Origin of the sequence: Photobacterium sp. BZF1, from assembly GCF_014349205.1 — a bacterium.
Lineage (GTDB): Bacteria > Pseudomonadota > Gammaproteobacteria > Enterobacterales > Vibrionaceae > Photobacterium.
This window is the reverse complement of the sequence record NZ_JACSOF010000059.1, coordinates 14,953-36,337: the sequence shown is the minus strand read 5'-3', so window position 1 is coordinate 36,337 and position 21,385 is coordinate 14,953. Positions and strand designations below refer to the sequence as shown.

The window sequence follows — 21,385 nt, the reverse complement described above, 5'->3', positions numbered from 1 at the left end:
ATAAAAGAAAGGACCGAACGTTTCCACGTTCAGTCCTCTATGTGCCACCCAAGTATCCGTTCAGGTATAAACGATGACGCTTATCCGAATGGCATTAGGTCATAAGACCGGCTTTACTATATTGAAATCAGCTGAAGTGCGGTTATACCGGATCCAACTCCAACATGGTCTGGATGTCGGCAGGCGCTTTTGCCTCCTGGCCGAAGCCGCGCAGGCCGACCACATGCACATGCTCGCGATCTTTGAAGATCTTACGCACCAGTTTGTATGTAGTTCCTTTCTCAGGGCTGATATTCTCAGGCGCTGCGATAAGAAGCTGCATATCCAAGCGGTCACAAAGCTCAAACAGCGTTGCAATCGACTTGCCATCCAGTCGCGCGGCCTCATCGAGGAACAACAAACGACATGGGATAATGTCTTTGCCACGCAGACGACGGGATTCCTCTTCCCAGCTCTGAACAACCATCAGCAGGATTGCCTGTCCAGTACCAATCGCTTCACCGGTAGACAACGCACCCGATTCGGCCTGTAGCCAACCGTCTGTACCACGGTTAACTTCGATGCTCAGCTCTAGGTAGTTACGGTAGTCCAGCAACTCTTCACCCATCACCTGTGGTGAACGCTGACCAACATCGATGTGCGGGTTCAGGCGCTGGAACAACTTGGCAATCGCTTCAGAGAATGACAGGCGGTGGTTACCGAACAAGTCCTGGTGCTGATCTTGTTGATCCGCCAAACCTTCCAATAGCTGCTCATGGGTTTCGCGCACTTTCACATTCAGGCGCACACCTTTCACCTGGCCAAAACCGATATTCTGCAAGCCTTGGTTTAGCATGCGGATACGGTTCTGTTCACGCTGGATGGTCTTGCGAATAATGTTCGCTACCGAGTCAGAGCTGAGCGCCAAACGCTGTTCACGGGCGGTAAGCTCTTCACTCAGGCGCGCCAGCTCCACTTCCATCTCTTCGATCGCTTCAACCGGATCATCAGTACGGATGATGTCGTGGCGAATACGCTCACGTAGGTGCTGGTAAACAGCAATGTAGAACAGGACTTTGCGCTCTGGGCGGGAAACATCTTCCGAAGCACGCAGTGCATCACGTAGGTTCTCGTTATCCGCAACCGCCAAGCGCAATGCACCTAGGGATTTATCCGATAGCGAGCGCAGTTCATCAGCTGACATGTAAGCCATTTCGCGGCGATGCAGGCGACGCTCAACATCACTCTCGCGCGCCAGACGCAGTACCGCACACCAACCGGCTTTGGCGGTAACCACAAGCTTACGGATCTCTTGGTATTCTTTGCCCACTTTGCGCAAGCGCTTCACCAAGCCCTTCATTTCCAGCTCAACAGAGGTGATACCTTTCTCAAGCTGGCTACGACGGGTACGAGAAGTGTGCAAACGCTCATTGAGCTCGTCACGGCGCAGGCGGGCACGCTCTTCGGCTTCTACATCGGCGCGCACACCCAGTTCCTGAAGTTCACGCTCGAACTCCTGAACCGTTTCCAGTTTCGCCTGATGCGAACTCTTCAGTGACGCCAATAGTTGGTTGTACTGGTTAGCTTGTGAACGCGTCTGCTTCAGCGCATCACGGCAGCGGTTACGCTCACGCTCTGCCGAGGCTAGCTTGGCTTTGAGCTGCTCGTTCAGCTCCGAGCTCTTGTTGAGCATGTCGACAGAATCGGCATAGCCAAAGTGGTGGCGACGCTCGGCCAAATCAGCAACGGCGAAGATCTTCGCTTTCAGGGCCTGAAGCTGCTTGTCGGCATCATCGTAGCTAATTTGCAGAGCATCAAATTGCTGCGGGTCGGCATCGAGAGCCGTAACTAGTGATTCCAGTTCAGCAATGGCTTTACCGTGGCGGTTAAGGTACTGGCGGGCCTCATCCAGCTGTGACAGTTGCTGCTGCACTTCGTCGAAGCGTGCCTGCAAGGTGTCATCTTCCAGCAGGTTAACCAACGGGTTGATTTTACCCAATAGGCCAAGCGCTTCACGGGCAGCCGTAAGCTGGCTGCGTTGTTGCTGCTCCTGCGCCTGAGACTCAGAAAGTTGGCGGCTTACCTGATTGCGTTTATCACGGGCAACTTTTAGCGCCGCTTCCGGGTCGTCGCTAAAGGCAACGGCCATATGAGTAGCAACAAAACTGTTGAAGCTCTGGTACAGGCGCTGAAGCTTCTGTGAGTCGAAAGACGCCTTGGCGTGATCTTCAACCAGCTGCTCACGCTCCTCACGAAGGTGCTCAAGGCGCTGCTCACGGGCGGCACGGCCAAACAATGGCACTTTCGGGAAGCGAGAGTAACGCAGTTGGCGATCGTTAAGGTGGACACATACTGCATCTTCCAGCTCATCGACATCGAAACCGCTGTCGTCGAATGAGTCAGCATCACCTTCGATGATATATAGGTCATCCGGACAGTCATCCAACGCAACGAGCTTTTCTTTGATGCCTTTTAGATCCGGCACCACGATAGCGTGACGGGCCGGGCCATACATGGCACTGAAGTAAGGCGCATCAGCAAGGGTGATGTCATCGTAAATCTCAGATAGCAAGCTACCGCCAAGGGTATCAGCCAGCGCACGTAGGCGTGAATCATCGCTACCGCCCGGCTGGGCCAGACGCTCGATATCCAAATCAATCTGTTGCTTGCGGGCAGCCAGCTTGTCACGGGTCGCAGACGCTTCACGCTCTTTGTCCAGTGTCAGCTGCATGGCTTCCATCACCGCCTGGCTATCGTAAAGCTCACGCTCTGATTGCTCAGACAATTTTTCCAAAGCATCAGAGGCGGCAATCCAAGCCGGGGCGGCCGCTTCTAGCGTTGAGATCTGGCTAGTTAGCTGCTGCTCCTGGCGGCGCATGTCATTGCGCTGCTCCACCAAGATTTCCTGCTGTTGCTCCAGCTCTTCCAAAGTCGCTTCATGGCGGGCCTGCTCTTCAGCCAGTGCCAGTTCACCGTCTAGCTCAACCGCAAAACGCTTAGCATAGGTTTCAGCCAACTCAATTGCTTGACGCTGATTACGCACTGCACGCTCAAGGTCGCGGTACTGGGCTTTGAGCTGATCGCTACGTTCGGTAATTGCACCTAGCTGACGCGCTTTGGCAATCAGCTCACGGGCCTTGCTACCGGCTTCTGCACGCTCGATTGAGCCCGCAATTGTGGTGACAATCTGCAGGCCTTTTTCAAACTGCTGCGCCGCTGCCGACGACATATCCAGCTTGTGCTTGAGTGCTAGCAGGGCCGTTGTCTGGGTTTCCTGATCTTGCTTCAGCTGGGCAAGGTAAGGCACAGCCTGATCGGCCAGCATCTGGTGCTCACCGGTAATATCACGCGCTTTTTCCAGTGCCTGTACCGCTTGCTGGTATTGCAGAGCACGGGTCTGCTGCATATCCAGCGCTTGCTGGTAATCTGCCAACTGAGTTTTCAGGCTATCGACTTCTTCTTCCGTCAGCAGTGCCTGCTCTTCAGCCATGGCAAGTTGCTCGGCGGCTTCTTCAACCACCATCACCTGCTCTTCAAGGCGTTCAGTCAGCTCTTCCAGATCTTCACGGTAACGTTCAATCTTCTCCTGCTGACGTACTGCAGTTTGTACTAGCTGAAGATGGTCAGAAGCCGCTTGGTGATCCTGCTCCAGCGCACCTTCACGCTCAGTCAGTTCATCCAACTCGGCGGTCATGTTGGTCAGAGAAGCCTGCTGATCATCCAAGCTCTTGCGCGAACCCATTAGCTCGCCGCGTAAACCCAGCGTTTTTTCCAGCTTCTGGCGGCGCTCGTTGGCATGGCGCATGTAGTCTGCCGCCACATAGTTGGTCGCTTCAGTGATCAGGTGCTTGAACAGGTCACGGTCACTCTGGGTCAGCTTGATCGCTTCTAGCGTCATACGGTTTTCGCGCAGTGCCGCTTCCATGTCCTGGAATGCTTTTTTCACGCCGCTATTATGTGGCAACAAGTAGTCGCGCAATGAACGGGTAATCGCACTGGAGATACCACCGTATAACGAGGCTTCGATCAAACGGTAGAACTTAGAGCGGTCGGTGCTGTTACGCAATTTCTTCGGCAGCACACCGAACTCGAACATCTGGACATGGTAGTCCGTCACTGAGTTGAAAGCTTTGAAGACCACGCCTTCGTACTCACTGCTAACCAACTCTTTAACTTCGTTGATTTGGCGAACGCGTGCCTGGTTATCAGACAGGGTCTCTACCAGTACTTCGGTCGGTTTAACGTGAGACGGCAAGCCTTGGATAATGAACGGCTTGATGTCTACTTTCTTGTCACGTCCGGCAACCTGCTGCAGTTTTACTGCAAAAATGATGCGCTGGTTCTTTGAGTTCACCACATCCAATGCCGAGTAACAAGTACCTGGCTTGAGCTTACCGTGCAGGCCCTTGTCACGGGATGCATTGGAGCTACCCGCTTCGGTGGTATTACGGAAATGGAGCAGGCTCTGATCCGGAATAAGGGAGGTGATAAATGCCGCCATGGTGGTCGACTTACCGGCACCATTACCACCTGATAACGTGGTTACCAGGTTATCGATATCGAATGTACGGGCAAAGAAGCCATTCCAGTTGACCATGGTCAACGATTGATACTTACCGCGTTCCATTAGGCTTCACCCTCCAAACCGGCTTTGTCTAACTCTTGTTCTTGTGTGTCATCCGTTTGCAGCAAGCTTGACTGGCTTGGCTCCTGCTGATGCACCACGACCGCTTCACCGTCGCGGATCAGGCGCATTTGCGCTTCACGCACATCGTCACCGACACGCACGTCTGCACCGAAACGGAACACCGCTTCACTGATACGGAACTTACCGTTTTCACCAATTGGGATGATCATGCCAAGGCGGCGAAGACGGCGCAGCGAGGTCTTGGTCTTATCGAACAGCTTTTCTCGGTCAAGATCAGAGCCTGTCGCACGGTTGGTTACCATCTTCATCAGCTTCTTCTCGTCAGCCAATGACATCAGTTCTTCGAAAAGCTCTTGGTTAGTAAAAATACCTTCGTGCGCCAATCGCTCAGGGCTAAGGTAAAGGAAACACAATACCTTACCCACCAGCATATCGAGCTCGGTCAATACCGAACGGCTGATCAAAGAGGTCGAGCGTGGACGCAGGTAGAAAAAACCTTCCGGAGCACGAACCAGTTCGGCGTTGTAGCGCTTGTAAAACATCGCTAGCTCCTGCTCGAATTCAATCAGCAGGGCATGGTTGTCCAAATCTTCGCTGGAAATATGGCGACCAGAGCGAAGGGCATTATCCAGTGCCGGGAAAAGCGGGTTGGCAATAGCCTTGGCCAGCTTTTCAGGCATAAATTCTTCAATATTTGTCAATGACATTTGCTTGTACCTTGGCTCCGTAGTCATTAATAGCTTCCCAATCAGGCTGGATGGCATTGAAGTCCGACTCGGAATAACCCAGTCGAACAGCCTGATCAATCACCAGACGCGCCATATCGAAATGCTGCGCATGTGGGTGCTGAGCCAAATAATCTTTAAGAAGCAAACTCAAGTTAATTGCAGCGCCGGTTTCTTTATGGGCTTGCAACATCGCGGCAATTTGTTCTGCCAGTTGGTCATTGACCAGATCCAGCTCTTCAAATTCCATTTCTTCCGGCACGATACCGGTCACTTCATCATCGCGCAGGACCAACGCCTCATCACGCATATCGAGCAAACGCTCGGCATCGGCATAAGTCAGCATCCACGGTGCGTCGAAGTAGTCTTTTACCGACTGGCGCAAGCGCTGGCTGAAAGCGCGGTTCTTGTCCATGTCGATAGCAGTACGAATAAATTTATGGACGTGGCGGTCGTAGCCAATCCACAAGTCAATCGCTTGTTGCCCCCAGTTGATGATGCGGTCCAACTTGGCTTGCAAGTTAAATACCATGGCATCAACAAACTCCAGATCCGGGTTGCCCTGAATCTCTTCCTGGATAATCAACAACTGGGTCTGCAACTGGTCACCCGCCGCCTGCAAGGTATCCTGCAGCTCTCGCAAGGTGCTTGAGGTTTCGTTCAGCAGGGTTTCACAGCTACTGATTGCTGCGCGCCAGTCCTGATTCAGCAGTTCGGCAATATCTTGCTTCACTTGTTGCTGCTGCTCGTCCATGGTGCGTTGGTTGAGATCGATACGGTCAAAGATCTCGGCCACTGAATATTTCAGTACCGCATGGACGTTTTGGCGCCAGTGTTTCTCGTCGCCGCCTTCCTGCGCTGCCGTGGCTGCCTTGTTAATTTCATCGGCTACCATGGCAAGCTGAATAGACAGTTTCAGCGTTGAATACTCGCGGTGGCGGGCATAATAATCGGTGATCCCGAGGGCCAATGGACTCAAACGGTAAATACTGGCACCGTCGGTGACCTCACTGGTAAAGCGGGAAATCAGGCGTTGGCGAACCAACTCATTAATGGCGTTGTTGGCACGGAAGGCCACGGTTTCCGGTGTCTGTTCGAACATATCGCTGACAATGCGAAATGCATCGATCAATTCACCTTCCCCTAATTCTTCATCAAAACGATCACCGCTCAACACGGCAATCGCCAACAGAAACGCCAGCCGTTCGGTTGGTAGGTTAAGCTCAAACTCATGCTGCTTAACCCAGTTGACCAACTCGGGAACGGTCTGGGTTACTTCACTCATCCGTTGTCCTTATTGCTTTTGTATTTCTCAGTCTCTGATCCTAATAACGGCTTTTGCGCGTAAACATGTATATATCGGCCCAAAGACAAATAGGGTTCCTGACGGCAAAGTTTTTGCTCCATCGCCAGTACCTGTTCAAAACTGTAATCCCCGACCATGGTTGTTTGCATATAGTCGTGGAATGTACGTACTCCGGTTTTACCTAAAATGTTAAAACCTGCGTTTTCTAGCCAACTGTAGACCTCATCAGGTTTGATCCCATGAAGTGGTTGAAGCTTGAAACGCTTCCTATGTGGCATCCCTTCTTCTATGTGGGTCAGGTTGCCACAAATTAAGTTCTTAAATAGCAGGCCATTATAGTTGTAGAACATAACGGAAATAATACCGCCCGGTCTAACTTGCTCTAGAAGGTACTCTAGCGCTGCCTGCGGATCGGCCAACCACTCCATCACAGCATGGAACAGGACCAGATCAACCTGGCTATCGAGGTGCTCCCCGATCTCCTGAACTGGGCTGTGAACCAATCGATACTGCTCAAGCAGGCCGTTTTTAGCAATATCTTGCTCAGCAAGCTTAAGCATTTCGCTAGAAAGATCACATAAAGTAACGTGATGCCCTAGCTCTGCCACCTTTTGTGACAGTTGGCCAACACCCCCACCCGCATCCAACAGGTGCAGTGGTTTATCGCTCTTCAATAGGGCTAAAATTTGCTCAAGATCTTCCCAAACAACCGTTTGACGGATCTGGCCTTTGCCAGTTCCGTAAATATTTTTTGCAAATTTTTGCGCTAAGTCGTCAAAATTTCGATCTTCGATCACGTCAGCTTTACGTTATGATAGCGGTTCTAAAAATGTGGCTTATTTTCTCACAAGCGATAAAGGAATAAAGGCTTGTGGTGCTTTTTCGAGCTCAACTGCTGATTTTTCGGACTACATTGCATGTTTGAACTAAAAAAAATTGTCTCTGCTTTTCTTATGCCCCTACCAGCTATGCTTATGCTTGGCTTGTTTGGCCTACTAATACTCTGGTTTACCCGCCGCAAAGGACTGGCAAGCTTTTTCATTAGCTTTGCTTTCTTGGGGATATTCCTCGTTTCCTTCCAGCCAGTCGCGACAAGCCTACTGCGCCCGTTGGAAAAAGCCTACCCGCCTTACGTACCTTCTGGTCAAACGGTGGACTACGTCATGGTACTGGGAAGTGGCCATGTGATTGACCATGCAATGCCGATCACCTCGCAGCTTTCGCGCACGGCGCTAATGCGTTTGAACGAAGGGATGCGTATCCACCGCCTGTTTCCAGGCTCCAAACTGATTTTGTCAGGCTATGGTGGTGGTACCAATATTAGCCAAGCCCGAATGCTGGCCAAGGTTGCCCTGGCGTTGGGGGTAAATAAAAACGACATTTTGCTGCTTGAAACGGCCAAAGATACCTGGGAGGAAGCATTCCAGGCCGCCTCTGTGGTGGGCGACAACAAACTTGTTATTGTTACATCCGCAAGCCATATGACAAGGGCGATGAACGAGTTTCATAAGGTCGGCCTGACGCCAACAGCAGCCCCGACGAACTTCCTTGCCAGCAACAAGATAGAGCAACCTTGGGAACGCTATCGCCCACAGGCAAAATACCTAGAGCAGACCGAACGCTACTGGCACGAAACCCTAGGCCAATGGTGGCAAAAATTACGCACTATGGCGGGTGACGAAGAAACCGCTACTCAATAGCAGCCCTCCCCAATATTTGCCTGCTGGCTGTACAAGCTGGCGGGCCATTCCCCGAGCAACACCTTACTTGCATCCAAGCCACTTTCCACTCTTTAGCAAAACGGCGATTTCCTTCCTGTGCTTAAGGCTCAAAGCCTATTTTTCTCCCATTTTTCACCAAACATGCTTAACGTTTAATCTATATTATTTTTCGATCTATTAAATACCCATTACTCATATCAAAAACTATCAAAATTGATTCAGCTTTTACGAGTCACATCATACTATTGCAGCCAATTAGTGATTGATGACTTTGCAAATCGGAATTGCAAATTAATGACAACGGTAGGATTAGGTTCGATGTTCCAGATACTCAACTTGGCGGTCTTCGCCATTATTATTGCCCTGTTGGTAAAACAACAAAAATCAGAACAAACACTATCCAAGCGGGTATTTACCGCTCTGGGTTTAGGTGTGCTTTTCGGTGGTGCGCTACAGCTTATTTACGGTGGTGGTAGTGATGTCATCGCTGGCACGCTGGACTACGTCAACATTGTTGGCGCCGGTTATGTGAGCCTGTTGAAGATGATCATCATGCCGTTGATCACCGTGTCCATCATTGGCGCGATTATCAAAGTAAAAGATTCTGGCTCACTGGGTAAGATTTCTGGCCTGAGTATCGGTATCCTGCTGGCAACAACAGCCGCTTCTGCCCTGATCGGTATCCTGATCAGCAGCATGTTTGGCCTAAGTGCTGAAGGCATTGTTCAGGGTGCGCGTGAGATCGCCCGTGGTGAGATGCTGGAAACACGCCTAACATCGGTAGAGGCCATGTCTTTTGCTGACATGATTATCTCTTTCTTCCCTGCAAACCCATTTGCTGACTTAGCCGGTAGTCGTCCAACATCAACTATTGCTGTCGTAATTTTCTCAGCCTTTGTGGGGGTTGCTGGACTTACGGTGATCCGCACCCAGCCAGAACTGGGCGCGAGCTTCGAGCGATTCATCAATGTTGCCCAAGAAGTCGTCCGTACCTTAGTTCGCATGGTACTGAGCCTGACGCCTTATGGTGTTCTAGCCCTGATGACCAAGGTTGTTGCAGGTTCAAACTACGACGATATCCTTAGCCTGATTAACTTTGTGATTGCCTCTTACGTCGGCCTTGGACTTATCCTCGTGATGCACCTTGTGCTGGTGACCTTCGTTGGCGTCAACCCAATCCGTTACCTGAAGAAAATCCTGCCAGTACTGACTTTTGCGTTCACTTCGCGCTCGAGCGCCGGCACGATTCCGCTAAACGTTGAAACTCAGGTTAAGAAACTGGGTAATGGCGATGCAGTATCGAACTTCTCGGCGTCATTCGGTGCCACTATGGGTCAAAACGGCTGTGCCGGTCTTTACCCAGCGATGCTGGCAGTAATGATTGCCCCGACTGTTGGTATTAACCCTCTTGATCCGGGCTTTATGCTTACCTTGATTGCGATTGTAACCATTAGCTCGTTCGGTATTGCCGGTGTTGGTGGTGGCGCGACTTTCGCAGCCCTGATTGTCCTATCTGCTCTGGATATGCCTGTTGCACTGGCTGGCCTCCTGATCTCTATCGAACCCCTAATCGATATGGGCCGTACTGCGGTCAACGTAAGCGGCGCGATGACTGCGGGTACGATTACCTCCCGCGTACTAGGCCAAGCTGACGATAGCCTGTTTGAAGCTGAAGACGATATCGAAGAGCAAACGGCGAAAGCGTAGGAGCTAGGCACTAGGCACTAGGCACTAGGCACTGAAAAATGCCACCCTCATGACGACGGGTGGCATTTTTGTATTCAAAATTCATCAAAGTCCTCTACTTAGGATCAAAAGATAAAATACTCAGTGAAATTTCGGTTTCGATCGGTAGAATACGCTCCTTGCCATACAATATGGCATTAACAGTTTTTTACTTACCCTATTTCACACACTGAGTTTCAATGCGTAACCCCGTCAACCAAGCCATCGTTCTACTTGTTGCTGCAAATTTGCTCGCTTCCTTCTCGGATGTTTCTCTGAAAATCCTCAATGGTGAAGTGCCCACTTTCCAGTATGTCTTCATCCGCCAATTGCTCAGTGTAGTCATGCTGCTGCCGTTCTGGCTAAAACTCCCAGTGGCAAAACGCCAGCAGGGGTGCTGCAAAATCGCCTTCTGGCGTGCCCAATTAATCTTGATGGGTAGCGCCTGTGCTATGGTCGCGATTACCTTCTTGCCGCTGGCGACCGCCAACGCCATGTTCTACGTCGGGCCTCTGTTGATGTTGCCGCTTTCCATCTTCTTACTAAAGGAAACGCCACCGCGTTCCAAGGTTATTGCGACGACGATTGGCTTTGCAGGTGTGTTGGTAGTATTACGCCCTGAGCATTTCCACTGGGCAGCGATTGTTGGCCTCGGTAGTGCCTTGGCTATGGGACTGGGCAATATCTTGATCCGTAAACTACCAAAAGATCAGCACCTGATTTCAACGCTATTCTGGACCGGTGTGATGACCCTGCCGCTATCGCTACTGTTGGCCTTGCCTCAATGGGCCAATATAGAGTGGCGGCACATTGGTTGGATCATGGCTATCAACCTATTTGTGTTGGGTTATCATGCCTTGGTGGTCATCGGCTACAAGAAGGCAGCTGCGGGACAAATTGCCCTGGCAGAGTATTCAGGACTGGTGTTTGTCACCGCCTTCGGGGTGATGTGGTTTGATGAGATCCCTGATCTACTGACAGTATTCGGGATCTTGCTGATTGTGGTGCCTATGATGCCAATCAACTGGAAGCGTATATTCAAAAGCAAAACCCGCACAGCCGTTAGCGAGTCTTAATCCCAAAATAAAAACGGGAGGCATTTGCCTCCCGCTTATCAATTTGGACGAATTAAACCTATAAGGCTACCCGACCAACTGGCGTACTTTTTCCAGATCTTCAGGCGTATCGACCCCTGCCGGCGGTGCATCAATCGCCACATCAACGTGGATTTTCTCGCCGTACCACAACACACGAAGTTGCTCTAGTGCTTCGATTTTCTCCAGCGTACTCGGCTCCCAGTTGATGTAGGTATTGATAAACCCTGCACGGTAAGCGTAGATACCGATATGACGCATCAAGTTCTGGTGGATTTCCTGCGGGCGCTTAGCAAAGTTATCACGATCCCATGGAATAGAAGCGCGGCTGAAGTAAAGTGCGTAGCCGTCTTTATCGGTGACTACTTTAACCGCATTTGGGTTGAACACTTCATCAGCATGGTCGATTTCAACAGCCAGTGTCGCCATAGGCGCCTTGCTGCCTGCAAGGTTCGTCGCAACCTGCCGGATAATGCTCTCAGGGATCAGTGGTTCGTCTCCTTGGACATTGACCACAATTTGATCATCAGCCAACTGGTATTTCTCAACCACTTCAGCCAGACGTTCAGTACCCGACTCATGATCACTACGGGTCATGCAGACTTCACCACCAAACCCCTTCACGGCATCAGCAATACGCTGGTCGTCAGTAGCTACAATCACCTGATCAGCACCGGCTTTACTCGCCTGCTCATAAACCCACTGGATCATTGGCTTGCCAGCAATATCAGCCAACGGCTTACCCGGTAAACGCGAAGACTGGTAACGGGCCGGAATAATCACAGTAAAAGACATTATTTCACCTCTTCAGAGCTCAGAGTACGCGCCTCCGGCTCAAGCAGCACGGGGATACCATCTTTAATAGGATATGCCAGACGATCAAATTTGCAGATCAGCTCATTTTTGTCTTTGTCGAAGTTCAATTTACCCTTGCATACTGGACATGCAACGATTTCAAGCAGACGATGGTCCATACTCTTCCTTTACCTCAATGATCCGGTTAATCACGCTTGCAGCCTGCTCGGTCGGCATCTCGGCATCTACCGGTAAATACCACCAATTAGGCTGGGCGAAAGTGTGGCATTTCACCGCATCTTTCTCTGTCATGACTAAGTGCTGCCCTTGTCCGGACAGCTGTTGTAATTCCAGCTCGGCGAACGCCTGGTGATCAGCAAATGGCTGGCACTTCACCGGGCTGATACCGAGCTGCTTTAATGTATTAAAAAATCGGGGCGGATGACCAATCCCTGCCATGGCAACAACTTCACCCTGTAGCCGATCCGCTCCACAACGTTCTCCCGTCGAGAGATTGATAAAGTCTGAAGGCACCAATTGCATCGGGATCTCACCGTTTTGAGGGTTACCACCATTACAAATGAGGAAATCCACTTCTTGCAAACGGTCACACCCTTCGCGCAATGGCCCCATAGGGATGAGTTGCTGGTTACCGAATCGACGCTGGCCATCAATCACCACGATTTCGATATCCCTTGCCAGCGCATAGTGCTGTAGGCCATCGTCGGTGATGATCACATCGACATCTGACTCAATCAACTGAACCGCTTCTGCACGCTTTGGAGAAACGGCAACCGGCACGCCCGTTCGGCGGTAGATCAGAACGGGTTCATCACCCGCTTCAGCTGTAGTGCTCTGGCCATCGACCAAATACGGATAGTGTGGCGCTTTTGCTCCATAGCCTCGAGAGACAACTCCCGGCTTGAGCCCTGCAGCCTTGAGTTGCTCCACCAACCAGACAACAACGGGTGTCTTACCATTACCACCAGCAGTTATATTACCGACGACAACCACTGGCACAGATGGGCGGTAAGGTGTTTTCTGGCCCGATTGGTACTGTTGTCGACGGCGACGACTCACCGCGCCAAACACCTTACTCAGCGGCCATAGCAAAGGTTTGAGCACCGCCCCTGCCGGGTGGCCCTCAAACCAGATTTTTTCGATTACCGAAGCCATTATTCACCAAACTGAATTCGGTGCAACTGGGCATATGCACCATCTTGTGCCAGCAGTTCAGCATGGACACCGCGCTCAATGATCTCACCGTCATCAACCACCAAGATTTGGTCGGCACTTTCGATAGTCGACAATCGGTGAGCAATCACCAGAACCGTGCGGTCTTTCTGCAACTCATCCAGCGCTGACTGGATTGCTCGCTCAGATTCGGTATCCAGCGCCGAGGTGGCCTCATCAAGGATCAATACTGGGGCATTGCGCAGCAAGGCACGGGCGATAGCTAGACGCTGGCGTTGTCCACCAGACAAGCTAACACCATTCTCACCAATCACGGTATCCAGCCCATTGTCCATATCTTTGATAAAGTCCATGGCATAGGCAAGCTCTGCCGCTTTTTCGATATCTGCCCGGCTATAGGCATCACCGCTGGCATAAGCAATATTATTGGCAATCGTATCGTTGAACAGGTGGACATTCTGGGAAACAACCGCAACCTGCTCACGCAGGTTAGCCAGTTTGTAATCGCAGATATCGTGACCATCAATAGTAATACTTCCCGAGTCAATGTCGTAAAAACGGGTCAGCAAGTTGGCAATGGTACTCTTGCCTGAACCAGAGCGCCCGACCAAGGCCAAGGTTTTTCCTGCAGGCAATTCAAAGTTCACATTCTTCAATGCCGGCGTGTCCTTGGTCGGGTAAGTAAAAGTAACATCCTTAACTTGAATATCACCATTCACACGTTTAGCTTCATATTGTCCGTGGTCTTTCTCGGTTTCCATTTCCATCAGGCCAAACAATGTCTGGCAGGCTGCCATACCGCGCTGGAACTGAGAAGTCACATTTGTCAGTGACTTAAGCGGACGCATCAAGCCAAACATAGAGCCGAAAATAAGCGCAAACGTACCCGGGGTCAGCGACTCACGCAGTGATTCGGTATTGGCTAAGATCAGCACGACAACCAGTGCCAGAGAAGCAATCACCTGAATAACCGGGTTGGCAATCGCCTGGGCAGAGACCAGCTTCATTGTCTGGCGGCGCATGCGGTTGCTCACCTGCTCAAAGCGTTCTTGCTCTACCTGCTGGCCACCATAGCTCAACACTACTTTATGGCCTTTGAGCATTTGTTCGGCAGATGACGTCACCGAGCCCATTGCATCTTGCATATTCTTGGAGATGCGGCGGAAACGCTTGGAAACGACACGAATGCTAATCGCAACCACAGGTGCAATCACCAACAAAATCGCAGAAAGCTGCCAGCTGTTATAAAACATGATAATCATCAGGGCGATGATCGTTGCACCTTCACGAACTAGGTTTACCAGCGCACTACTGGTTGCCGATGCAACCTGCTCAGAATCATAGGTAATACGGGACAGTAATTTGCCGGAGGATTCTTTATCAAAAAAGCCAACTGGCATTTTCATAAAGTGGTTGAACATTTGACGGCGCAAGGTCATGACAACGTTACCGGACACCCAGGCGAGACAGTATGTGGAAACAAAGCCACTCACGCCACGAAGCACCATCAAACTAAACAAATAGATTGGCATCATTGCCAGGAAATTCGATTCGATACCATCTATGCCACCGAAGCTTTCATCCATCAGCGGCTTAATCATCGAGAGCATCAATGCATCACTTGCGGCGTTGATAATCAATGCAACAACGGCGGCGGCCATACCGGCTTTATAGAGGCTGATTGAGGGCCACAGTCGCTTAAACGTCTCCCAAGTGGTTTGATCGTTCGAAGTAGTCATGGAAACCATTTTTTCTTAAAGACAATTTTCCCATTCTACTCGCATAAATGCCGGAGACCAAATAAGTTCATTGACCAATGCAAGATACCGCTTGTTTTTCAAACAACTCTCCATATTGATTGGAGATGATACGCTTTCTATTCATCGTGGAAGACCGGCCGGAACCAAGCTGACTTTCGGTCTTGACGAAAGCGTATCACTTCAACGCTATCCCCCTTTATCTCCAGCGATACTTGCCCTGATTCTGCCGTCGAGAGCCAATTGGCCCCCCTTTCTAGATACCGCTGCCGCACATCAGCAGAAGGTAGCTGCCAGGGGTTATAGCGCGCCACCGATACCAGTGCATATCTTGGGGCCATATTACTGAGCCAACCCATTTGGTCTAACCAAGTGGCTGTCGATGAACTACGGCTACCATGGTGCGGTACCAGAAGAATATCCGGTGACAAACCAGGCTCTACCCTTGCCAGCAATAATTCGGAAACCGCATCGATGTCCCCGGTGAGCAGTAAAGAAGGACCATCCGTTCCACTCCCATTATGCCGCTGTTTTATTTCAATCACGCACGAGTGAGGGTTTGCTGCCCTTTTCACCTGCTTAGGAGGCCACAGTACCCGAAAGTCCAAACTCTGCCATTGCCACTGCTCGCCGCGGATACAGGGTTGGTAACCCTCACGAAAGTCACTGCTCCGTTTCCAAATCGGGGCAAAAATTTCCTCGAGATAGTCAGCACCTGCTGCGTGGTCGCTATCGGCATGGCTCAATACCAGCCCATCCAACCTGCTTTGTCCCCTTTGTTTAAGAACCGGTTCAATGACTGAGCTAGCAATTGACCCGCCCGGCCAGCGGTTACCCGTGTCATAAAGAACACTGCGGTTGTTGGATGATATCAACACGGCCAGACCATGGCCGACATCAAGCATATCCACCTGCCATGGCACAAGGCCATCCTGGCTTTCCGGCGCCGGCTTATCCCATACCACAGCGACAATGACTAATACTGTTACGAGAGCGGTAAAGCGCCTTAACGGCAACAGCCACAGCAACACAACAACGGCTGAAGCTGCCAAAACCCATCCCCCTTGGTTTTCTGCAATCGTCCACCACCCACCCCGAGCCAACTGTGCAAGGCTAAGCACCGGAGAGAGTGTCAAATCAGCGAGTTGCCAACATATTATGGCCATAGATTCAATTGGAGAGAAGATAATCGCAGCAAGAACCAAAGGGACAGTGAACAAACTCACCCAAGGGACTGCCAGCAGGTTAATAACAGGCGCCCAAGGAGAAAACCCACCAAACCAAACCCATTGCACCGGAAGCATTAGTGCCAGCAAAGCAAATTGGAGCAACACCAACACCTTCACCCGGCCCAAACAACGTTGGAAAAATGAAGTGTTGCGATGGGTATCAACCCGCACGCCCCCTGCATGGGCAGCGGCAATAACTGCGACAGCCGAGAAGGACAGCCAAAACCCAGCGCTGTATGAGGCAAGCGGGTCCATGGCGAGGCTCAAGGCAAAGACCAACAGCAAAACCTGCCACCCAGGCCAAACAATACGGACCCGCAATAACACCAGAGCAATAAGGCTCATCAGCAAAGCTCGCTGGGTTGGCAAGGTAAAACCAGCAAGCCAGGCATACAACATACCAGCGCAAAGCCCCAACCATAACGGCAACCAGACAACTCCGGGCCAATCACCGAAGACATTCCTTAACAAACTGCCGCACCACCAGCCCAGCATAATGGCAAGGCCTATATGCAAACCAGATATTGCCATCAGGTGCGCCAACCCACTATCTCGCAGCAGTCCCCAGTCCTCATCTAGCAAAGCCCCACGGAAACCAAAGCCCAGTGCCAGCAGGTAGCGTTGGTGATCAAGTCCTTCGGTGATACCTACAACAGTGTCAAACGCTGACTGACGTAACGATGCCAAGTTATTTTGACCACTTTCCAAACGGTGGCCGCTGTACACGATACCGGTCGCATGGATACCTTGGCCAACAAATTGCCGCTCGCGGTCATAACCAGCACTATTGACCCGACCTGAGGGTGGCCTCAGCCTGATCTGTAGTTGCCAGTGCTCTCCTTGCTTCATCACTGGCATATTGTCCGGATCTTGCCAACTGAGCCTTAGACGCAGTGTTTTGCTCGAACGTTTACCTTGCTGACGTAATTCTGACGTTACAAAATCAAACAAAGTATCTAATTTCTTATGATTTAATAGGCTACTAACTTCACCAACTATGGTAATATTCCTCGGCTCAATAAAAGTCAGTTGGACGTTTTTTAGATAGGATGTTGCGGCGAGATTCGCCAAACAAGCGCCGATCGCGATATAGATCAAAAGTCGCCATTGGAAATAGAAACACACTACACTGCCTATCATTAAGGCTGTAACAAACCCATGATAGGTTGGCAATGCCAGCCAGAAATGAAGCGATAGCAGTCCAAGTGCAACCCCGGCAGCGCTTTTGTTCATCTCAAGCCTGCCTGTGAACAATAGAATTACAATGCCAAGACAAGTAATTAAACGAATAATGCCAAGCCACGATGTCATCAAGCGCCAAAAAGCGTTGAAGATATTTGGCAATGTGCTTTACAACCCAAATTTGTGGTGCCTCAACCGCCGTTCGGCGTCTGGCGCATTTGCGGTCGGTTTGTTTATGGCGTTCGTACCTCTTCCCAGCCAGATGATCATGGCTGCCGGCGCCGCCATTTTCTTCAGCGTCAACCTGCCCCTTTCCGTTTGCTTGGTATGGATCAGCAACCCTATCACTATGCCGGTGATGTTTTATGCCGCCTATAAAGTCGGGGCCTGGCTGATGAACACACCTCACCAAGCCTTCCATTTTGAGCTGTCCTGGGAGTTCCTGTTGCACCAAATGAACCAGATTGGGCCTCCTTTCCTATTGGGGTGTGCGGTTTGTTCTGTTTTTTTCTCCGCGCTTGGCTACTTCGGTATTCGCGGCCTGTGGCGCTACTCTGTAGTGAGAAGCTGGCAAAAACGCCGGTTCAGGGTATTAACCCTCCACAAGGATTAACCGCCTAGAAATAAAAAAACCTCGCAGATGCGAGGTTTTTTTATGCTCAATATTTGTAAGCCCAAGCTATGGCTGACTCAAATATTTCTAACCAGAACTGGAAGCTGTTGGCAAAATGATAAGAATCACCCCTTACATTTTTCCCAAAAGCTCTACCTCTCCCCCAAGAGCTCCCTTGAAGGAAAGGTACCATTATTTTGCACTCAGTACCGTGGCTGGCTGAAGGGCCCCAGCGCGTTTAGCCGGATACCAGGTTGCCAAGAAACTTAATACCACTGCGGTCGTTGTCACTAGCATCACGTCATGCATAGACAATGAGGTAGGGAGGAAATCGACAAAGTAGATATCACCAGAAAGGAATTGATGGCCAATCAGGCTTTCAAGTCCTTTAATCAAGGTTGTCAGGTTCACAGCAACCATTGAGCCGAGCAATGACCCCACAAGGCTCCCCACAACACCGGATAGCACTCCGTGCCAAACAAATATAGAGCGGATCAAACGGTCAGTGGCCCCCATGGTACGCAAAATGGCAATATCTGCGGCACGGTCTTTCACAGCCATCATCAGGGTTGAAACAATGTTAAAGCAAGCAACCCCAATAACCAGTACCATGACCAAATACATAATGGTACGCACCATTTGGATATCACGGTAAAGATAACCGTATTTCTGGTTCCAGCTTTTCAGGTACACATACACAGGCAGCGTAAAGCCGACTTCCCTTACGATACTCTGGGCCTCAAGCACGTTATCAACATTCAGCTCAATACCGGTGACCCCATCACCCATCGATAGATACTGCTGAGCATCTTTCAAAGGCACCAAGGCAAAGTTATGGTCAATCTGCCCGGCTAGAGCTAGTAGGCCGGCAACTTGAAGACGTATACGGTGAGGTGCTTTTAGCTTCAGGCTTGGATCCGGATTTGGGATCATCGCTGTGATCCAGTCCCCTACCCCAATACCCAGCTTATCTGCTACCCCTTGCCCCAGAATAACCTGCTGCTTGCCCGCTTCAAGGTTCGCCCAAGCATTGTCTTTGACAAACTGTGGCAGCACACTGACCTCTTTCTGTTTTTCAGGGTCAACGCCACGTACTTCAACCGCTTTGAGGCTGCTGCCTTTTTCAAGCAATGCCGTAAACTGAACATACGGTGCTGCCGCAGTCACTCGAGGGTGCTGCTCCACCAAATCCAACACAGGCTGCCAGTCCTCAAAAGGCGGGGTGACCGCCTCCAGCTCCCCATGAGGGATCACCGACAATACGCGGTTTTGCAGCTCGCGTTCGAATCCATTCATTGCCGAAAGGCCGATGATGATCACAGCCACGCCCACGGCAATACCAAGAGTCGAAGAGATCGAGATAAAAGAAACCATCCGGTTTCTTTGCTTGGCACGGCTGAAACGGCTACCGATAAATAGCGAAAGCGGTCGGAACATCAAGCCACCTCTACCTGCTGTAACTCACCGTCTTGCATATGCATACAACGGTCAAGCTTACCTGCAAGCTCATTATCATGGGTCACCACCAAAAAGGCCGTTCCGGACTCTTTGTTGAGCTTGCGCATCAAATCATAAATCTCGAGGGCGGTTTTATGATCCAAGTTACCTGTCGGTTCATCAGCCAATACCAGCGAAGGCTTGTTAACCAGAGCACGCGCTATAGCAACACGCTGGCGCTCACCACCACTGAGTTCGGACGGGCGATGTTCCAGTCTGTGCCCCAAGCCAACCAACTCTAGGATACTATGAGCCTGCGAACGCGCCTTGCCCGCCGCCACTCCGCCGATAAGCAAAGGCATCGCCACGTTCTCCACCGCGCTGAAATCGGCCAGCAGGTGGTGGAACTGGTAGACAAAGCCAATCTCTTGGTTGCGCAGTTTCGCCTGCTTGTTGGCACTCATGGCATTGAGCTTTTTGCCTTTGAAAAACACATCACCTTCACTTGGGTCATCCAATGCTCCGAGCAAATGCAATAGCGTACTCTTACCAGAGCCCGACGCCCCGACGATGCCGACCAGCTCGCCAGCATCCAGATGGAAACCCACCCCTTTGAGCACCTCTGTTTCAAGCTGGGCTTCACGATAAACTTTTCTCAAGCCCTGACAAACCAATAATGCATTACTCATAACGAAGTGCCTCAGCAGGACGAACCGATGCCGCCCGGTAGGAAGGAAAAACAGTTGCCAGCAGACTAAGAATAATAGCGCCGACGATAACTAAAATAATCTGAAGTGGAGAGATCACGACTGGCAATTGCCCGCCGGCAGAAATCAAATTCACGCCAAGAACAGTCAGTAAAGTATTGAGGTTTAATGCCAGTAAGGTACCTAAAATTCCGCCGATAATCGCACCGATCACACCACTACTGGCCCCTTGTACCATGAAGACCATTAGCACCTGGCGGCTGGACATACCCTGGGTTTTCAAAATAGCCACTTCGGCCTGTTTCTCCATCACCACCATAATCAGTGCCGAGATGATATTAAAAGCCGCCACGCCAATAATCAGCCCGAGCATCAGACCCATCATGTTCTTTTCCATTTTGACTGCCTGGAACAGTTCACCGCGTTGCTCACGCCAATCCGACCAAGTCATACCTTCAGGCAACGGTCGGTTGGCAAGCTCTGCGACGACAAATGGGTCATCAACGAACAAGCGCCACCCGGTGATTTGGCCCGGCTTAAACCTTAGCAAGCGCCCAGCATCATCAATGTGGGTCAATATCAACTGGCCGTCTACATCTGAGCCGGTATTGTACAAGCCCGCCACTTCAAAGTTGCGCTGGCTTGGGATCCGGCCAAGTGGTGTGTACTGGCTGGCACTGGTCACCATTAGCCGTACCTTGTCGCCCACCTTCACACCCAGTTGATTGGCAAGCGCCTGACCCAAGATAACCTTGTAGCTACCCGCTTCCAGATCCATGATATCGCCTTGGTTGACGTAATAACCCACCGGTTCGAAAGCTTCAGGGTCAACGCCAAGCAGCATACCCGCAGACAATGATTTAGCACTTTGCAGGATGGCTTCACTGCGGGTTAGCGGTGAGACCATATCAACGTGGGGAATTGACTTGAGCTCTTCTGGTGTTTGCTCGGTACGGGAGAGGTGACCATCTTGGCTTGAGATTACCGCTTGGGGCATCACACCAAGGATCCGCTCCTTGAGTTGCTGCTCAAAACCGTTCATAACAGACAATACGGTAACGAGGGAGAGTACCCCAACGGTAATACCCGCGGTCGACATATAGGAAACGAAACGGCTGAACCTATCTCCAGAGCGTCCTCTGAGATATCGCAGCCCGATAAAAAACGATACGGGATGAAACATAGATTAAGAAGATACCATCCTTATAAAAACTGTTCGAAAGCATACCTGTTGCAGCTTCCGATTACCATTAAGCGCAGTAAAAGTAATGTA

At 50.8% G+C, this 21,385-nt stretch carries 16 protein-coding genes; 4 read left to right on the top strand and 12 right to left on the bottom strand.

Annotated elements, in window-relative coordinates:
* Positions 1-142 precede the first annotated feature (142 nt).
* From mukB to cmoM, 4 genes are read right to left on the bottom strand one after another with little or no spacing between them, the layout of a single operon-like run.
* On the bottom strand, positions 143-4,606 hold the full coding sequence (gene mukB / locus BIZ37_RS14665; protein ID WP_187462128.1) for a chromosome partition protein MukB: 4,464 nt from the start codon (positions 4,604-4,606) through the stop codon (positions 143-145).
* Positions 4,606-5,334, bottom strand: coding sequence for a chromosome partition protein MukE (gene mukE, locus BIZ37_RS14660; RefSeq protein WP_107297506.1), 729 nt, complete (start codon positions 5,332-5,334; stop codon positions 4,606-4,608). The genes mukB and mukE overlap by 1 nt, the downstream gene beginning before the upstream one ends.
* Positions 5,315-6,637 carry a chromosome partition protein MukF gene (gene mukF / locus BIZ37_RS14655; RefSeq protein WP_107297505.1) on the bottom strand — a complete coding sequence of 441 codons (1,323 nt, stop codon included), beginning with the start codon at positions 6,635-6,637 and terminating at the stop codon, positions 5,315-5,317. The genes mukE and mukF overlap by 20 nt, the downstream gene beginning before the upstream one ends.
* Entirely contained in the window at positions 6,634-7,455 is an 822-nt protein-coding gene (gene cmoM, locus BIZ37_RS14650; RefSeq protein ID WP_187462127.1) for a tRNA uridine 5-oxyacetic acid(34) methyltransferase CmoM, read from the bottom strand. The genes mukF and cmoM overlap by 4 nt, the downstream gene beginning before the upstream one ends.
* A 120-nt stretch (positions 7,456-7,575) precedes the next feature.
* On the opposite strand from cmoM, the gene elyC reads away from it, so the two are divergent.
* The 3 genes from elyC to BIZ37_RS14635 all read left to right on the top strand — a co-directional run bounded on the left by elyC (position 7,576) and on the right by BIZ37_RS14635 (position 11,180).
* Positions 7,576-8,358, top strand: coding sequence for an envelope biogenesis factor ElyC (gene elyC / locus BIZ37_RS14645; RefSeq protein ID WP_187462126.1), 783 nt, complete (start codon positions 7,576-7,578; stop codon positions 8,356-8,358).
* Between the two features lie 339 nt (positions 8,359-8,697).
* Positions 8,698-10,086, top strand: coding sequence for an L-cystine transporter (locus BIZ37_RS14640; RefSeq protein ID WP_187462131.1), 1,389 nt, complete (start codon positions 8,698-8,700; stop codon positions 10,084-10,086).
* 218 nt (positions 10,087-10,304) lie between these two features.
* A complete protein-coding gene (locus BIZ37_RS14635) occupies positions 10,305-11,180 on the top strand; it encodes a DMT family transporter (protein ID WP_187462125.1) in 876 nt (291 codons plus the stop codon).
* A 66-nt stretch (positions 11,181-11,246) separates the two neighbouring features.
* On the opposite strand, the gene kdsB is transcribed toward BIZ37_RS14635, so the two are convergent.
* From kdsB to BIZ37_RS14610, 5 genes are all read right to left on the bottom strand, one after another.
* The gene (kdsB, locus tag BIZ37_RS14630; protein WP_187462124.1) at positions 11,247-11,993 is read right to left on the bottom strand and encodes a 3-deoxy-manno-octulosonate cytidylyltransferase; all 747 of its coding nucleotides are present in this window, start codon (positions 11,991-11,993) and stop codon (positions 11,247-11,249) included.
* Complete coding sequence (locus BIZ37_RS14625; protein WP_039468742.1) at positions 11,993-12,172, bottom strand: Trm112 family protein; 180 nt, start codon at positions 12,170-12,172, stop codon at positions 11,993-11,995. The genes kdsB and BIZ37_RS14625 overlap by 1 nt, the downstream gene beginning before the upstream one ends.
* On the bottom strand, positions 12,153-13,169 hold the full coding sequence (lpxK, locus tag BIZ37_RS14620; protein WP_187462123.1) for a tetraacyldisaccharide 4'-kinase: 1,017 nt from the start codon (positions 13,167-13,169) through the stop codon (positions 12,153-12,155). Before lpxK ends, BIZ37_RS14625 begins: the two co-directional genes overlap by 20 nt.
* Entirely contained in the window at positions 13,169-14,926 is a 1,758-nt protein-coding gene (msbA, locus tag BIZ37_RS14615; protein ID WP_187462122.1) for a lipid A ABC transporter ATP-binding protein/permease MsbA, read from the bottom strand. Before msbA ends, lpxK begins: the two co-directional genes overlap by 1 nt.
* 137 nt (positions 14,927-15,063) lie before the next feature.
* A complete protein-coding gene (locus BIZ37_RS14610) occupies positions 15,064-17,406 on the bottom strand; it encodes a DNA internalization-related competence protein ComEC/Rec2 (protein WP_187462121.1) in 2,343 nt (780 codons plus the stop codon).
* Between the two features lie 31 nt (positions 17,407-17,437).
* Between BIZ37_RS14610 and BIZ37_RS14605 the strand changes: the two genes are divergently transcribed.
* Positions 17,438-17,968, top strand: coding sequence for a DUF2062 domain-containing protein (locus tag BIZ37_RS14605; protein ID WP_187462120.1), 531 nt, complete (start codon positions 17,438-17,440; stop codon positions 17,966-17,968).
* Between the two features lie 192 nt (positions 17,969-18,160).
* On the opposite strand, the gene lolE is transcribed toward BIZ37_RS14605, so the two are convergent.
* Genes lolE through lolC form a run of 3 tightly spaced genes read right to left on the bottom strand, consistent with a single transcriptional unit; the run spans position 18,161 to position 21,295 of the window.
* Positions 18,161-19,405, bottom strand: coding sequence for a lipoprotein-releasing ABC transporter permease subunit LolE (lolE, locus tag BIZ37_RS14600; RefSeq protein WP_187462119.1), 1,245 nt, complete (start codon positions 19,403-19,405; stop codon positions 18,161-18,163).
* Positions 19,405-20,094: a lipoprotein-releasing ABC transporter ATP-binding protein LolD gene (lolD, locus tag BIZ37_RS14595; protein WP_187462118.1), complete on the bottom strand. Its 690-nt coding sequence runs from the start codon at positions 20,092-20,094 to the stop codon at positions 19,405-19,407. The genes lolE and lolD overlap by 1 nt, the downstream gene beginning before the upstream one ends.
* Entirely contained in the window at positions 20,087-21,295 is a 1,209-nt protein-coding gene (gene lolC / locus BIZ37_RS14590; protein ID WP_187462117.1) for a lipoprotein-releasing ABC transporter permease subunit LolC, read from the bottom strand. Before lolC ends, lolD begins: the two co-directional genes overlap by 8 nt.
* Between the last annotated feature and the right edge of the window lie 90 nt (positions 21,296-21,385).